This window comes from Actinocrinis sp. (assembly GCF_035946395.1).
In the GTDB taxonomy this organism is placed as follows: Bacteria; Actinomycetota; Actinomycetes; order Streptomycetales; family Catenulisporaceae; genus Actinocrinis.
The window spans coordinates 1-16000 of the sequence record NZ_DASYZI010000071.1 but is presented as its reverse complement, the minus strand read 5'-3'; the positions used below and the strand labels follow the sequence as shown (position 1 = coordinate 16000).

The window sequence follows — 16000 nt, the reverse complement described above, 5'->3', positions numbered from 1 at the left end:
TCGAACACGAGTGGCGCGGGTCTGGCGCACACCGGGGCCGAGATCGGTGAACCGGCCGTCGTCGCCGGGATCCTCATCGGCGGTGGCACGGTGCTCGGCTTCGGAACTCGTTACGCGCGCCGCCTGACGGCACGTCGTAAGAACTGAATCCGAACTCTTATCGGATTGCGCCTCGACGGCGTCGTCGTCAATGTAGGGTTCTGTTTATGGCACTCCCACGCGGCCTGCCGGACGGACCTCACCTCGACGACGACGCCGTGTGGCGAATGGATGAGGACCCTGCGACAGTTCTGGGCTCGCTACAGCAGCAGTACGGCGACATATTCACCGTTCACCGTTCCGGGGCGGCGCCGCGCGTCGTGCTGACCAGCGACTCGCACATCAGGGAGCTGATCAAGCGGGATCCGGACCTGTACGCGTGCGGGACGAGCCAGTTCGCCCAGCTCGTCGGCCGGCAGTCGGTCAACATGCTCAGCGGCGAGCCGCACCGCCGGATGCGGCAGCTCCTGCTGCCGCCACTGCACGGGCACGCGCTGGCCGGCCGCGTACCGCGGATCCGCGGCATCATGCGCGAGGAATTCGACCGGCTGCGCGGTGCGGATCCCGTACCCCTGCTCCAGTTCACCAGCGAGATCGCTCTACGCGTCACGGCGTCGGTCCTGTTCTCCCCGATGTCCGCCGCGCAGGTCCGCGAACTCTGCGCGCCCCTGATGGAGATCATCGAGGGCATCCACCAGCATCGGTCGGTTCCACCCGCCGACCGCTCTGCCGAGTCGGTCACGTCCGCACGCGAAGCGTTCGCGCGGCAACGCGCGCGCCTCGACGAGAACCTGTCGGCACAGGTCGCCGCGCACCGTTCGAATCCTGATTCCGACCCGGCCAGCCTGCTCGGGCAACTGCTCTCGGCGCCGGTGGCCCTGACGGACCAGCAGATACTCGACCAACTCGCCACCATGCTCGTCGCCGGCCACCTGACCACCGCCTCGGGCCTGGCCATGGCCGCCTACTGGATGCAGCGGCCGGGCGAGCACGCCGCCGCGGCCGCCGCCGAGCTCGACGCGCTCGCCGACGACCACTCCGCCGCCGACCTCGCCGCGCTGCACCACGTGACAGCCTTCTGCGACGAGGTGCTCAGGATCGGCTCGGTCGTTCCGCACAGCTCCGGCCGCCGCACGGCCGGACCCGTCCGCGCCTTCGGATACGAGCTGCCGGCCGGGACCGAGCTGATCGTCTCCCTCCACCTCGCCCACCGCAGGCCGGAGGTCTACCCGGATCCCGAGGAGTTCGACCCGCGCCGTTTCGTCGACAGCCCGCCCTCCGCCACCACGTTCGTCCCCTTCGGCATGGGCGTTCGCCGCTGCCCGGGGGCCGCCCTGGCCACCCTGGAGATGAAGATCTTCCTGGCCTGTCTGCGCCGCACCCCCGGCCTGGAGCTGATCGGGGCCGACGTGCCGTTCCGGACCGTCTCCTTCGGGTCGACCCTCGCGCCGCCCACCCAGATCCGGCTGCGCCGTACCGTCTGACCTGCGCACTGGCAACCACGTGCCGATCGCATGTTCGGCCCGCCGACCCCGTGGTAACCTTCGCCGTATTCCGGCTCTGATACAAAAGAGACAGGCGGTGGCGCATGGAGGCGGACAAAGTAGCGCGTAAGGAGAGGCTCGAACGGTTGGGCGCCGATCTGCTCTCCGGTGGCGCGGACGCGTCCGAGATCGACACCGGCACACCGCATCCGGCCCGCATGTACGACTACTACCTCGGCGGGCACGACAACTACGAGGTCGACCGGATGGCCGCCGAAGAAGTGATCACGATCGTTCCGACGATCCGGGAGATGGCGCGGGCCAACCGGGCCTTCCTCGGCCGGGCGGTGCGATTCGTCGCCAGGCAGGGCGTGCGCCAGTTCCTCGACATCGGCACCGGCATCCCCGGCCCTGGCAACACCAACGACGTCGCCCGGCAGGTCTCACCGGACGCCCGCGTCGTCTACGTTGACAACGACCCGATCGTGCTGGCCCACGCCCGCGCGCTGCTGGCCGGGCACGACCCGGAGCACACCACGGTGATCAAGGCGGATCTGCGCGAGCCCGAGGAGATCCTGGAGCACTCGCTGGTACGCGGCGTGCTGGACTTCGACGAGCCGGTCGCGGTGTTGCTGGTCGCGGTGCTGCACTTCATCCAGGACAGCGACGATCCGATCGGCATCGTGCGCAGGCTGATGGCGGCGGTGCCGGACGGCAGCTACCTGGTGATCTCGCACGGCACGGGTGACTTCGATCCGGAAGGCGCCGCCGCCGCCGTACGCAGCTACGACCGGACCTTCGCGCCGATCGTCGCGCGCAGCAAGGAGCAGATCCTGCGCTTCTTCGAAGGTCTCGACGTGGTCGAGCCGGGCATCGTCCAGGTGCCTTGGTGGCGTCCGGACGGCGAGGTCTCCGAGCAGGCCAGCGCGATCTGGTGGTACGGCGTGGCCGGCCGGAAGGGCTGAGCGGAGAACCGGGCGCCGGCGAACCGGGCGCCTTGGTGGATGGACCGTCCGGCGACGCTGCCGGACGGTCCCTTCGTCGTCAGGCCGCGCTTACGTGCGGGCGTGCCTGAGCGGGTATGTACACGGGGTCCCGGTCCACCGGCATGGCGCAGGCGGCGGTGACGTGCCCGAGCGCGAGCAGCATGAAGATGTCCGCGAGCGCCGGAACGGTGAAGATGAACGGGCGCGGGCCGATCGAGTCGGGGACCATGACGACGGCGCTGTCGTCGGCGCACGCTGATAGCAGGTAGCGCAACCCCTCGATCGCCTGCGTGGGATCGTCCTGTCGGGTCAGCGCGGTCAGGGCGTAGGCGGTGCTTATCGGGTCGCTCGGCATGCCGGACTGCTGGCCCCAGCCGCCGTCGGGATTCTGGCCCGCCTGCACCGCGTCCAACGCACGGGCCGCCAGCTGGCCGGCCGAGGACACCGGCGCGAGCGCGGGGTTCGTGCCGGCCAGGACCGCCCTGAACAGCGTGTGGTACCTGCTGGCGCTCCAGTCGGGCGGAAACGTGCCGGCCGCCTGCTGCCGGGAGGCCACGTACTGCACGGCACGGTGCGTCGCAGCGCCGTGCGTCACCGGCTGGTGGGTCAGCGCGTTGACGGCGGCGATGGTCATGCACGGCTCGGAAGGCGCGCCGGGGTAGGTGGGAAAGCCGCCATCAGGCCCCTGAACGCGGCGCAGCCAGCGCAGGCCCTTGTCGATGGTGCCGCGATAGAGCACCGGATCGAGTTGCCCGAGGAATTCCAACGCCACGGAGACGTCGTCGGTGTCGCACAACTCGACCCGGTCGCTGAACGACCAGCCGCCGTCGGCGTGCTGCTGTGCGGTCAGATGCTCGGCGAGGCGGTGCAGCACGTTCTGCGGGGTGCCGGTGCAGGCGAGGGCCACCGCGCCGGTGGCGGTACACCAGGTGTCGATGTCGCTGACGAACGGCAGTCCGCCGTCCGGCCGCTGGTACATCAGAGCCTTGTCGACGCCCTTCGTGACCGTGTCGTACGTGCCGGGCAGCAACGAGAGCGCGTGCACCACGCACAGGTGCACCAGCAGATTGCTCTCCCACACGTCGCCAGAGCGCTGCGTGGCGTCCAGAATCGCGATGTCCGCGGCCGTGATCTGTTCCGATCGTCCATCGGTGGCAGCCAGGACGACCCGGTCGGCGGTGCTCTGTGCCAAAGCCCAGGGATGCAGCCCCTGCCGCTCGGGCTCCGGGTCGAACGCGTCCCCGCGTGCACCGTCCGTGACGCCGAGCATGCGTAGTATCGCGGTCAACGTCGTACGCTTGCGTGCTCCGGTGAACCCGGGTACCCGGTCGAGTACGCGTTCGAATGCCGCGGTGTCAGGGGCCGTCGACTCGTCGATCGCCGTGCGCGCCAGCAGCCGGTCGAGTGGATCGGCGGCGTCGCGTTGTGTTTTCAGGAACCCGATCAGCCGCTGCTCGGCCTGCGGCCGGCCTCCGACGCGTTGCACCGCGCGTAGCCCGAGCGCTGATTCGAGGACCCGGGATCGGCATGGGTCGCGGATCGCGCCGTTCGCGTCGATTCGGGCGATCACCCTCTCGCGTAGGCGTTTGCGCGTCTCGTACAGGTCCCGCGGAAACCAGGCCGCGTCCCATGGGGGACGCGTCTCGGGCAAGGGAGTGACTCGCAACGGGGCGCTCCTTCTGGCATGCGAGCGATCACGGCAGAGAGCATCACCGGTCGTGATGAGGCGCCGACCGGTGATGCATGCGCCGTAACCGATGTTTCGCAGTAATAGTGGGTGGGGAGGAACAGCGCTAGGTTACGCGTGTGACGGTTGTGGCGAACGAGAATCAGTGAGCCCGGGTTGGCAGCGGTCCCGAGGCATGCCACACCTTACGGCAAGAGCCCTTACAGGTATATCGCCAAACGTCGACTGCTTGGATTGATTATCTGTATTCGCAGTCTTCGTTCCAGCATGTGATCCCTACTCCGAACAGGCCTTTAGCTGTTTCCGAGAGTATCGCGGGGGCCACGCTCAGTGGTTGTGCGACGCGGTGGCGCCACGGGTCGCAAGGCAACCAGAACGCGAATTCACGTTCGTGGGATGTTGCCGGTCTTTGGTTGCTATTAGACGACTTAGACAGTACGTTTTCGGAAGCTTATCAGCATACTGTAGGTAACTGGGGCGTCCGCGGCGCTATCCCGCGCGGACGCCGGTTCCACCGCGCCGATCCCACCCCGCGGCGCGGATCGAAGAGCCCGAAGCCGGGTTCCTCACTCCAAGGATGGCGTCCGTGGCCAAAGACCACCGGGCCGGCGCTGCTGCCGCGTCGGCCGCTCGAATGCGAAAGCGCATCGGTAAGACCACTTCGAACAGCGCCGGTTCCGGCGCGATGTCCACCCCGGCCGACTCGGCGAGCGCGAATCTGCGGCTGAGCCGGCGTGCCATGCTCGCCGGCGGCGTCGGCGCCAGCGTGCTCGTCGCCCTCCCGGACGTGCTCGTCGCGGCGCCCGCCCGCGCCGCGGTCACCGCGCCCGACGCCGCGACCGCTGCCCCAGGCGCCGCGGTGCCCGCGCACTTCTTCCTTTACGGCACGTCCGGACCGACCTCACCCCCGACGATGCAGAACCTGCGCCCGCCCGCATCGCGCGCCGCGGCCGTGCCGACGCCGAGCACCGTCGGTACCGGGCTGGCCGCGCGCCCGGCCAGGTCCGCGGACGGCGCGAGCGTCGCATACCCGACCGTGCAGACCGGGCCCGGTGGCGCGGACGTGACGCTGACCGTCGTCGAGGCCGCTTCCGGAGCGACTCAGACCGCGTCCACGCTGCGTCTGCCCGGCGTCCCGGCCGACGCGTCCGTGCTGGTCCGCCCGGTTTTCGCCGGCACCACCACGATCGCCGTGGTCATCGCGGTCAGTGAGCCGGCTGGCTGGCACACCTTCCGCAAGGACGGCGCCACCGGCGCTGCCATCACCACCCCGTCCGCGACCTGGACGACGCACCACGTCCTCGCCTACCTCGACCGCGCCACCGGCAAGTACACCGGACCGTTCGACCTCGCCGACGCCCCGTCGCTCGCCTGGACCGACTCGGTCGCCGACGCGGAGAACCTGTACCTGTGGACGATGCGCGAGCCCGCGGTGTCCGTCGGCACCAAGGGGGCGCCGCTGCCGACGCCTCCGGTCAGGCTGCTGACTTTCCCGCTCGGCTCCGGGCGCCCCGGCGCTTCGGTGCGCTCGGCCGGGCACTGGCCGGGGGGAGGCACCGGGCTGGTGCTGTCCACCGGCGAGGTCGCACGCGTCGCCGACGGCCGTGACCTTGAGGTGTACTCGCCGGGCTCCACCGCGGCGTCCCGGCGGGTCAAGTTCGCCGAATTCCAGATCGAGACCGCAAAGCCGGGCGCGACCAACGTGCATCAGCGTCCGGACGGCACGCTCGTCATCAGCAACGCCGCCTTCGGCCGCGCCGTCGTCGTCGACCCGGCCGCGGGCTTCCGCACCGTTTCCGCGCTCGAATTTCCGCGCCCGAAGATCGCCCTCGGCGGTCCCGACGCCAAGACCGCGTTGTCGGCGGACGGATCAGTGCTCTACACCCTCGGCTCGATGGCTGCCGGCGGTCTGAGCGCGTACGACCTGTCCTCGGGCAGGCTCGTCGCCACCTACGGCGACGGCTCGCACTACGCAGGGGTCTACCAGTTGCCGAGCGGCTCCGTGCTCGGCGTCGTCGGCGAGCAGACCGGCTCCCGGCTCGGCTTCTTCACCGCCGCTCTCAGCCTGCTCGGCGCGAGCAGCACCGACATGTTCGTGGCGGAGGTGTTCTGACCATGGCCGGATTCGACACCGCGAGCACCGTGCAGAGCCAGGTGCCGGCGGCGATCAACGTCTGGGGCGCGCCGGCGTTCTGGGTGCGGTACTTCCCGCCCTGCGGCTTCACCCCGCTCAGCTCCGATCCGGTCACCGAGTGCACCGCGATCTGGAACGGCAACAGCGGTTCGCCGCACCTCGGCACGATCTGCGCCCCGGCCCAGTCGCGGCTCAGCGGCAGCGGCGCCGAAGGGCAGGCCGACGCGCAGTCGTTCATCAGTGCGCTGATCTCGACCTACACCTCGGTCGGGCCGCTCCAGCTGCCCACCAACGGCACGCTGTTCTGCTGGGTGGACCAGGAGGCCTCGACCTCGCTGAGCCTGAGCTACTGGAACGGCTACGCGAACTACGTCAACGGCTACGCGTACGCGGGCGGCCACCCCTTCCACGCCGCCCTGTACTGCAACCCGTTCGCGGCGCCGCCGAACTGCTCGGTCATCGACAACGCCTCCGCCGCGAAGTGCTACGCGGTGTGGTCCAGCGAGCCGCTCGAATGCGGGAACACCCTGTCCAACACGCCTGCCTGGGCCGCGGAGTCCTGCTCCGGCAAGACCACGTACCTGTGGCAGTACTGGGACGAGGGCATCTGCTATAACACCAACGCGAACGTCGACCTCGATGTCGGCCATCCGAACACCAGCTACGGCGACTACTGCTTCTACCTGAGCGCGAAGCCGTAGCGGAGCGTCACAGTGCACTGGCTGCCGGAAGCGGCGCTGTCCGGCGCCGTGCTCGGTTGCGGCGTGCTGTTCGTCCTGGCCGGAACAGTGAAGCTTGGACGGACGGCGCGCCGCGCCCCGGGCCGCGGCGGGACCGCGGCCGACGCCGGGGCGATCCGCGCGGCGCTGCGGATCGCCCCGGCGCGCTGGCGCTGGGTCGAACTGCTCGCGGGCCTGGTGGAAACCGCGACCGGCGTCACGGTCTGCCTCGGCGCCCATCCCGCCGTCGCGGGATCCGCCATGGCCGCGCAGGGCGCGTTGTTCGTGTCCGTGCTCACATACGCCCGCCGGGCGAAGGCGCAGGGCGGCTGCAACTGCGTTCGAAAGCCGAAGAACTCTGACACGGAACTCGGCTGGCCGGTCCAGGCCCGTGCCGTCTTCCTGCTCGCGGCCGGAGCCGTGCAGGCGATCGGAATCGGTGCGCGCGTGCAACCGTGGGGGAGCGGTGCGGGAGTCGCGGTGCGGGCCACCGTCGTCGCGATCGCCCTCGGCGTCCTGGCGGTTCTGCTGGAAGTCGAGCAGCCCTGGCGCACACCGCGCTGCCGTCGCCGAATCCTGTCGCCCCGGCGCGACGCCTTCAGAGCACTGACGAACCACGGCACGTTCGCGGCCATGTCCGCCGCGGCCGGGCCGTTCGTCGGCGGCCACACGCACCGGCGCGACGGCTGCGCCGACGAGTTCCGGTTTCCCGCCACCGAGCGCGTCGTCGTTTTCCGCATCAGCCGCACCGGACCCGGCGGCGCGCCCGCCGTCGAGGCCCGGATCGAACTCGGGGCCGAGGTTCACGCGTAGAACCCCGGCCCCGGCCGGTTCATGGTCGGGCTAGTTGATGTTCAGCGTGAAGGTCTGGCCGGCGGCGGGCGTGACGCCGTTCGCCGCGCCGATGGTCAGGGTGCTGGTACCGATGGCCGCGCTTGCGCTGATGCTGACGGTGGCGGTGCCGTCGCTGTTCGGCGTGAACGTGACGCCGGACGGCAGCGTCCCGGTTTCCGAGAGCGTCGGCGTCGGGCTGCCGGTGGAGGTGACCGTGAAGGTCACCGCGGTCCCGGCGGTGAAGCTCGCCGAAGACGGCGAGGTGATCGCCGGTGCGGGCTGATCGACGTGCAACGTAAAGGTCTGACCGGCGTTCGGCGTGACGCCGTTGGACGCCGCGAACGTAAGGGTGCTGGAACCAGCGGAGGCGCTCGCACTGACTGTCAGTGTGGCGGTTCCGTTGCTGTTGGGGGTGAAGGTGACCCCTGAGGGGAGCGTCCCGGCCTCCGTGAGCGTCGGCGTCGGGCTGCCGGTGGACGTGACCGTGAAGGTCCCGCCCGTTCCGGCGATGAAGCGCGCTGACGACGCGGACGTGATCACGAGGGCGGGCGGCGCGGGGTTGATGGTGAGGCTGAAGCTCTGAGTAGCGCTCGGATTCACGTTGTTGGACGCGGTGAGTGTCAGGGTCGTGGTGCCCGAGGGCGCGCTCGCGCTGACTGTCAGTGTGGCGGTTCCGTTGCTGTTGGGGGTGAAGGTGACCCCTGATGGGAGCGTCCCGGTCTTCGTGAGTGTCGGCGTCGGGCTGCCGGTGGAGGTGACGGTGAAGGTACCGGCGGTCCCCGCGGTGAGCGTGAACGTGGCGGCTGACGGAGAGGTGATCGCCGGCGCGGGGGCGACGATGTTCAGGTCAAAGGACTGCTGAACGTCCGGTCCCGTGCCGTTGGAGGCGGTGAGGGTGAGCGTGGTGGTGCTCGCAGACGCGCTCGCACCGACTGCCAGTGTGGCGGTGCCGTCGCTGTTGGCAGTGAAGGTGACGCCGGACGGCAGTGTCCCGGATTCCGTGAGCGCAGGCGTCGGGGTGCCGGCGGAGACGACCGTGAACGTCCCGGCCGTGCCGACCGTGAAGTTCGCCGAGGACGCGGACGTGATCGCAGGACCGGAAGGGCCGATGACGGTCAGCGTGAACAGCTGCGTCGCATCAGTGCCGACCCCGTTGCCCGCGTCGACCGTGAACGTGGTCGTCCCGGCTGTCGCGGTGGTGCTCACCGTGAGCGTGGCGGTCCCGTCGTTGTTCGGCGTGAAGCTGACCCCTGAGGGCAGGTTCCCGCTCTCGGACACGGTCGGGGCGGGCGCGCCCGTCGCGGTGACGGTGAACGTGCCGCCGGTTCCCGCGGTGAAAGAGGCCTGATCGGCCGAGGTGATCGCCGGGGCGGGCGAGCCGGTGCAGTCGAGCGTCAGCACCAGGCCGGTGGCGGCCGGCGGTACCTGTAGGACCGCGGTGCTGGCGATCGCGGCCTGCGGGGTGGTGGGTGTGTGGCAGCCGGGCTTGCTGGCCTGCACTTCGTAATAGCCGGCTTGGGTGTCCCAGCCGAAGTGCCCGTTCGCGGCGGTGACCATCGGGTTGGTCTGATTCGCCGGGGACATGATGTCCGAGCCGTCGGGCACCGGTGTGAACGGACCGCCGGCGGAGGCGGCGGTCAGCAGGGTCACCGTGGCGCCGTCGATCGGCAGACCGTCAGGGGTCTGCACGACGCCGCTGGGGTCGATGTAGATGCAGAACGGAACGACCTGCGTCGATCCGTCGGGGCACACCACGGTGACAGTGATCTGCGCGTAACCGTGATTGTGCGGGGCGAACGGCGGGATGACGCCGGTGTAGGTGCCGCTGCCCTTCGGGGTCTCCGTCATCGGGCCCGCGGCGATGACCGCGCCGTTCTGGGTGATGGCGAAGTTGGCGACGCCGTTGGCGCAGCGTCCTGCGACGCTGAACGGGGTGGCCTGGTTCCAGTGGATCAGCGGCGGGTTGCCGTTGGCGCCGGGAATGCCCACGCCGGGCGGCAGCGGGATGTTCGCCAGCAGGACCAGGTTCGCCGTCTGCGCGTTGCCGCCGGCGATCGCGATCGGCCCGGCGTGGCCGGGCAGCAGCGGCGGATCGTCGACGTCGACCTGGTAGGAGCCGTCGGCCAGCCCGCCGACCGAGTAGAACCCCGAGACGCTGGTCGTCGCGCCGGCGCACGTGGTGGTGGCGACGACGCAGACCCGGACGCTCAGGCCGGACAGGTCCGAGCCCGAGCTGTTGGTGACCGTCCCCGAGATCGTCCCGCCGGCACCGTTGCATACCATCCCGTTGATGGTGAAGATGTGCGGGGTGTCGAGCGGTCCGTTGAGGTTGAAGGTGGCGCCGATGGTGGTCGAGCCGCCGGTGGCCAGCGAGCCGTTGTAGGGCGCGTTGACCGCGGTGATCGCCCTGCCGGACTGCGACCACGTCGCGCTGAAGCCGTTGGCCAGCGTCTCGTCGCCGGTGGCGTACGAGTACTGCAACGTCCAGGCGCTGATCGCCGGGCCGTTGTTGGTGATGGTGACGCTGATCTGGAACCCGGTGGCCCAGACGGAGGTCACGATGTACGACACCTGACAGCCGGGTCCCGAGGGCGACGGCGACGGGGCGGGGGAGTGCGAGGGTGAGGGTGAGGCCGAAGGGGAGGGCATGGTCGAGGCGGCCGGCATCGGCGTCTGCGCCGCGGCGGCCAGCGGGCCGCCGGCGAGCACGCCGCCGGTCGCGAGCGCGAGCGCGGACGCGGCGAGCCAGAGGCCCGACCGCCGGGTGAGCCGCCGCGGGCCGTCGGGCCGGCCGGTGGACGCGGCGGTCGAACTCCTGCTCCTTCGCAGTGAGCGCACTGGTAAGCGCACTGAGTTGCCCTTTCGCGAGAGGTTTCGCGCGCCGCCCCGCGCCGGAGGTACGCGGGAGCCCCGGCTGTGACGTCGGGCCGCCCGTGCAGCGCCGTCGCCGGCGCTGACGCGGCACGTGGAGGCCCACATGCTGCGGGAAAATGTAGGAACGGGCACCGGGTCGGTAAAGGCGTGCCACGTACTATCGAGTCCTGATATCCGCCCCGGCACTCGCCGGCCGCGCGCCGCGCGCCGGAGATCCGACGGGTATTGACGGCCGTGGAGTGCCTGTTTCCGCGGGGTTTCGCAGAATACGCATCAGTCGGGTCACGGTGATCCACCGCCGCGCGCGGAAACTTTCATGCAGCTTTCATCGGCGCGGTGTCAGTACCCTCCGCTCGCACGGCGCGTCTACGGGTTTTTCGGTCGCGTGGTGTAATTTTCGGCCGGGCCGAAACGGAAGGGCCACGTCAACCGGCTCGGGCTTTCGCCGCCGTTGACCGGATTCGCGCGGCGGACGGACGATCATGGCGCACGTTGCGGCCATTCGCGGCCGACCTCGGAAGCCTCACGTCAGAGGAGCACTCATGCGTGCGTCCACTCTTAAGAGATCTGCCCTGATATCCACACTGGGAGCCGCAGCGCTGATCGGCAGCGCACTGGCGGCTCCCGGCCTCGCGATGACCGCCGTGGCGGCCACCGCGAACACGGTCAACGTCACCGTGAACACCCAGGAGGGCTACGGCACGATCCCGTCCACTGCCTACGGATTGAACACGGCGGTCTGGGACTCGCTGATGAATACGACGCAGACGCAACAACTGCTCAAGCAGGCGAACGTGGAGATGCTGCGTTACCCGGGCGGCTCGTACGGTGACCAGTTCGACTGGCAGACCACCACCGTGCAGGGCGGCTACGTCGCGCCGGGGACGAACTTCGACCAGTTCATGGGCACGGCGAAGACGATCGGCGCGCAGCCGATCCTGATCGCCAACTACGGCACCGGCACCCCGCAGCAGGCCGCCGGCTGGGTCCAGTATGCCAACGTCACCAAGGGCTACGGCGTCAAGTACTGGGAGATCGGCAACGAGCAGTACGGCGACGGCGTCTACGGCGCGAACTGGGAAGCCAACAACTACACCGACAAGAGCGCGGCGAAGTACGCGGCCGAACTGCTCCAGTACTCCAGTGCGATGAAGGCGGTCGACCCGACGATCAAGATCGGCGCCGTGCTGACCCTGCCGGGCAACTGGCCGGACAGCGTGGTGGCCTCCGGCCAGAGCGGCGACTGGAACCAGCAGGTCCTCTCGGCGATCGGCTCGTCCGCGGACTTCGTCATCGTGCACTACTACCCGGCGAGCTCGCTGGGCGCCTCGGTGGTGGACGCCCCCGAGCAGCTCGGCGGGGAGTTGACCCAGCTGCGCCAGGAGATCGACCAGTACGCCGGGGCGAACGGGCCGAACATCCAGATCGCGATGACCGAGACCGACGGCAACACCATGATGGACACCCAGCCGGGCGCCCTGTTCGCCGAGGACACGTACTTGACGGCGTTGGAGCACGGCGTGTTCACCGTCGACTACTGGGACCTGCACAACTCCGCGACCGGCATCGCCACGGCGCCGGACGGCGCGACCGACTACGGCGACGAGGGCGTGCTGTCCAACGCCAGCTGCGTGGGCACCACCTGCGAGCCCGCGGCGAACACCCCGTTCCCGACGTACTTCGCGATCCAGATGCTCGGCAAGCTCGGCATGCCGGGCGACACCATGGTGACCGCGGGCACCGACCAGCAGCCGGTGGTCGCGCACGCGGTGCGCAACGCCAACGGCAACCTCAGCGTCATGCTGATCAACAAGGATCCTTCGAACTCTTACCAGGTGAATCTGCACTACACCGGCTTCTTCCCGTCAGCCGCTACGCCGACCGTGTACACATACGGAGCCGAGGCCGCATCGATCACCTCGGCGGCGCAGGGCAGCAGCGCGAGCCAGACGCTGCCGCCGTACTCCGTCGAGACGATCGTGCTTCAGCCGCAGTCGGGCAGCGAGAGCGCGCTGACCGCCCCCGGCGCCCCGTCGGTGAGCAACGTGACGGCCACGCAGGCGACCGTGTCGTGGACCCCGTCCGGCGGCGGCCAGGTGGACAAGTACAACGTCTACCGGCAGCTCGGCACGATCAGTGAGCTGCTCGGCACCTCGACGACCGGCTCGTTCACGGTCTACAACCTCAATCCCGGCACCGAGTACACGTTCAACGTGGTGGCCGTGGACCAGAAGGGTTACCAGTCGCTGCCGTCCGCGCCGGTCTGGTTCATCACCGGCACGCCCTCCCAAAGCACGTGCGCGGTGACGTACAACCTGTCGAACGGCTGGGGCAGCGGCTTCGTCGCGAACCTGACCGTCACCAACACCGGGCCGAGCGCCATCAACGGCTGGACGCTCGCGTTCACCTTCCCCTCGAACACCGAGTCGGTGACCTCGAACAACTGGAACGGCAACTGGACCTGGAACGGCACGAGCGTCCAGGTCACCAACGTGAACTGGAACGGCTATCTCGCGCCGAGCTCCGGCAACACGGTCTCGCTCGGCTTCGTCTCGACCCAGAACGGGGCGTACCCCTCGCCCGCGTCGTTCACGCTGAACGGCACGGTGTGCGCCACGACGTACTCGTCGTAGGCGGTACGTGGTCGTAGTTCGCAGCTGAGCCGGCTTCGGGCGGCCCGCCGATCCATCGGCCGGCCGCCCGAAGCGCGCGCGGGCGCACGCCCGCCGGGCGGACGCTCCGATGCCGTAGGGTGCCGAGCGTGACCAACGAGACTCATAAGTCTTATACGAATGCGGACCTGGGCCGGGCGTACCGTGACACGCGCGAGCGTGTGACGGCGCTGATCCGCGAATTGCCCGACCACGAGCTGAAGACCGTGGTCCCCGCCTGCCCGGCCTGGTCGGTGCGCGATGTCGTCGGGCACCTGGCCGCGGTGGCCGAGGACATGGTTTCGCGGCGGCTGACCAGGCCGCCGAACGAGGCGGAGACTGCGGCCCAGGTCGAGCGGATGCGCGATCGCAGCGTGCCGCAGCTGCTCGCCGACTGGGAGAAGGCCGCCGCGTCCTCCATCGAGGCGGGCCTGGTCTCCACGATACGTATCTCAGTGATCGACGTCACCAGCCATGAGCACGACCTGCGCTCGGCCCTCTCCCGCCCGGGAGCCAGGGACAGTGAGGCGGTACGCCTGGTCAGCGAGATGCTGATGGAGACGCTGCGCCCTCCCGTGCCGCTGCGGGTCGTGATGGAGGACGCCGAGTTCCACGTCGGCCCCGAGGCGGAGGATGGGCAGGAACTGGTGCTGACCACCAGCCGGTTCGAGGCGGTGCGTTGGCGGATGGGGCGTCGCAGCGCGGCTCAGCTCGCTGCGATGCAGTGGTCTGCCGACCCGGCCGCGGTCCTGGGCAAGCTGATGGTCTTCGGCCCGGCCGAAGACGACGTGATCGAGTAGAGGCGATCGGGTAGGCGCGATCGAGTAATTCCTGCTGACCCGGCAACTGCGAGCAGCGCCAGGCGAGACCGGCGCTCGATCCTCAGCGCAGGTGTGTGGCCCGGCGGACCGATCTTCCGCCGAGCCACACACCGCACAGCAGGGCAGCGGCCGGGAACCGGCTACGCGTCCCTGAGTACCGGCCGGCGAGTGCGGAAGGCCTCTTCGACGATGTCCGCCGCGCGGGTCACCGCTTTCATCTCCCTGATCGTGTCCTGATACCGCTGTGCGTTGTCCCGGTACGTCGTGTTCGACAGCACGGTCTCGATCTTCGCGCGCAGCTTGCGTGCGGAGAGCTTGCCCACCGGGATGAACTCGCCGACGCCGTGGTACTTGGCCCGCGCGGCGACGCCGGGGTTGTCGTAGGTCACCGGGACCAGGACCATCGGCACGCCGTTCGCCAGCGAGTGCATCAGGCTGTTCATGCCGCCGGGGCCGATGTAGAGCGAGGCCCGCTTGAGCAGGTCGAGCTGCGGAGCGTAGTCCACCACGATCGGGTCGCCGGGGAAGTCCCTGGGGATCTGCGCGCCCTTGTTGCCCAGCGAGATGACCAGCTGGACGTCGAGGTCGGCGCAGGCCTCGGCGAAGGTGCGGAACACGCTCTGCTTGCGGTTGACCAGCGTGCCCATCGTGGCGTAGATCAGCGGCCTGCCGTCGAGCCGCTCCCACGGGAACGCGACGGGGTCCGGTGCGTCGTAGTCGTGGAACGGCCCGGTGTGGTGGAGGCAGTCGGGCGCCTGCGAGCGGGGGAAGTCGAACGAGGCGGGAACCTGGGCGAGCTGTGCGAGGTTGGAGAACGACTGGTCGGTCACGATACGCGGCATGCCCCACTTGACCCGCGTGCTGTTGCCCGCGTCGGTCAGCGGCTTCTCGACCATGTACCTGATCCGGTAGGCGACCTTGTTCTTCACCCGCGCGGGGGTGGAGTCGTCGTAGGTCCAGAACATCGTCCACGGGGGGACGCCGTGGTCGGTGTTGAGCGGCAGCAGGCTGCACACGCTCACGAACGGGATGTCGTACCGCTCGGCGAGGTTGGCTCCGTTCGTCGAGATCTGGTCGACCACGAGGGCGTCGATGCCGTTGCCGCGCACGGCGTCGGGCAGCTCGCGCTCGTGTACGCCCGCCTGCCTCGCCAGGTCCTTGATGATGTAGCGGATCGCCCGCACGCCGGACATCCTGCCCTGCGTATCAGTGAACTGCTGCATGGCGCCGACCGGGTATTCCTTGGCGCCGACGGCTATGAACTCGACACCGCCCGCGAGTACCTCCTCCTGCGCGTCAGGAGTCGAAATCACCGAGGCCCGGTGCCCGCGGCGCTGGAGTTCGCGGCCCAAGGTGATCATCGGGGCGACGTGCCCGGTGTACGGAGGCGTGATCAGACCGACGTGAGACATTGCGTCCTCCCGTGAAAATGCCAAGGCGAAGCCCGGCGAGTGATGATGATGTCAGGACCCGTATTCCGCGGATGGCGGAGAAGGAACGCGGTTGTACACGCGTTGTGGCTGGTCAGTGCAGGTTGTCGAGTGTTTCGTTGAGTCCTTCGGTGGTGGAGGGGTGGGTGTAGATGGTGTCGCGTAGTTGGGTGGCGGTGATGTCGTGGTGGATGGCGAGGGTGAGGGTGTTGATGGTTTCTTGGGCGTCGTTGGTCAGGAGTGCGGCGCCGAGGAGGTGGTCGGTGGTGGCGTCGACCACGAGTTTCATGAGGCCGTGGGTGTTGTTGAGGATGCGTGCGCGGGGTAGTGCGTTCATTTGG

At 69.3% G+C, this 16000-nt stretch carries 10 protein-coding genes and 1 pseudogene; 7 read left to right on the top strand and 4 right to left on the bottom strand.

From position 1 onward, the window contains the following. Positions 1-206: 206 nt before the first annotated feature. Both VGS97_RS04980 and VGS97_RS04975 read left to right on the top strand, forming a co-directional pair. A complete protein-coding gene (locus VGS97_RS04980) occupies positions 207-1523 on the top strand; it encodes a cytochrome P450 (protein ID WP_326851999.1) in 1317 nt (438 codons plus the stop codon). Between the two features lie 104 nt (positions 1524-1627). Next, a complete protein-coding gene (locus VGS97_RS04975; RefSeq protein WP_326851998.1) occupies positions 1628-2488 on the top strand; it encodes an SAM-dependent methyltransferase in 861 nt (286 codons plus the stop codon). Positions 2489-2567: 79 nt separating this feature from the next. Here the strand turns inward: VGS97_RS04975 and VGS97_RS04970 are convergent, their stop codons facing one another. Next, positions 2568-4175: a prenyltransferase/squalene oxidase repeat-containing protein gene (locus VGS97_RS04970; RefSeq protein WP_326851997.1), complete on the bottom strand. Its 1608-nt coding sequence runs from the start codon at positions 4173-4175 to the stop codon at positions 2568-2570. 607 nt (positions 4176-4782) lie between these two features. Between VGS97_RS04970 and VGS97_RS04965 the strand changes: the two genes are divergently transcribed. The 3 genes from VGS97_RS04965 to VGS97_RS04955 are packed head-to-tail and all read left to right on the top strand — an operon-like array spanning position 4783 to position 7862. Then, complete coding sequence (locus tag VGS97_RS04965) at positions 4783-6309, top strand: hypothetical protein (protein WP_326851996.1); 1527 nt, start codon at positions 4783-4785, stop codon at positions 6307-6309. A gap of 2 nt (positions 6310-6311) precedes the next feature. Further along, positions 6312-7031, top strand: a complete 720-nt coding sequence (locus tag VGS97_RS04960) for a hypothetical protein (RefSeq protein ID WP_326851995.1) — start codon at positions 6312-6314, stop codon at positions 7029-7031. A 12-nt stretch (positions 7032-7043) separates the two neighbouring features. Next, the gene (locus VGS97_RS04955) at positions 7044-7862 is read left to right on the top strand and encodes a MauE/DoxX family redox-associated membrane protein (protein ID WP_326851994.1); all 819 of its coding nucleotides are present in this window, start codon (positions 7044-7046) and stop codon (positions 7860-7862) included. A 30-nt stretch (positions 7863-7892) separates the two neighbouring features. Here the strand turns inward: VGS97_RS04955 and VGS97_RS04950 are convergent, their stop codons facing one another. Further along, a complete protein-coding gene (locus tag VGS97_RS04950) occupies positions 7893-10733 on the bottom strand; it encodes a cellulose binding domain-containing protein (protein ID WP_326851993.1) in 2841 nt (946 codons plus the stop codon). Between the two features lie 566 nt (positions 10734-11299). On the opposite strand from VGS97_RS04950, the gene VGS97_RS04945 reads away from it, so the two are divergent. Then, entirely contained in the window at positions 11300-13390 is a 2091-nt protein-coding gene (locus VGS97_RS04945; protein WP_326851992.1) for a cellulose binding domain-containing protein, read from the top strand. A 128-nt stretch (positions 13391-13518) separates the two neighbouring features. Further along, positions 13519-14208 carry a maleylpyruvate isomerase family mycothiol-dependent enzyme gene (locus VGS97_RS04940; RefSeq protein ID WP_326851991.1) on the top strand — a complete coding sequence of 230 codons (690 nt, stop codon included), beginning with the start codon at positions 13519-13521 and terminating at the stop codon, positions 14206-14208. 161 nt (positions 14209-14369) lie between these two features. Here VGS97_RS04940 and VGS97_RS04935 read toward each other — a convergent pair whose 3' ends face one another. Together VGS97_RS04935 and VGS97_RS04930 are read right to left on the bottom strand one after the other, a co-directional pair. Next, complete coding sequence (locus VGS97_RS04935) at positions 14370-15641, bottom strand: glycosyltransferase (protein WP_326851990.1); 1272 nt, start codon at positions 15639-15641, stop codon at positions 14370-14372. A gap of 112 nt (positions 15642-15753) precedes the next feature. Continuing rightward, a pseudogene (locus VGS97_RS04930) lies at positions 15754-16000 on the bottom strand (pyridine nucleotide-disulfide oxidoreductase); the annotation flags it as partial.

Coding starts and splice junctions, on each gene's coding strand:
- VGS97_RS04960 (WP_326851995.1), top strand. CDS start 6,312: ATGGCCGGATTCGACACCGCGAGCACCGTGCAGAGCCAGGTGCCGGCG.
- VGS97_RS04935 (WP_326851990.1), bottom strand. CDS start 15,641: ATGTCTCACGTCGGTCTGATCACGCCTCCGTACACCGGGCACGTCGCC.
- VGS97_RS04980 (WP_326851999.1), top strand. CDS start 207: ATGGCACTCCCACGCGGCCTGCCGGACGGACCTCACCTCGACGACGAC.
- VGS97_RS04975 (WP_326851998.1), top strand. CDS start 1,628: ATGGAGGCGGACAAAGTAGCGCGTAAGGAGAGGCTCGAACGGTTGGGC.
- VGS97_RS04945 (WP_326851992.1), top strand. CDS start 11,300: ATGCGTGCGTCCACTCTTAAGAGATCTGCCCTGATATCCACACTGGGA.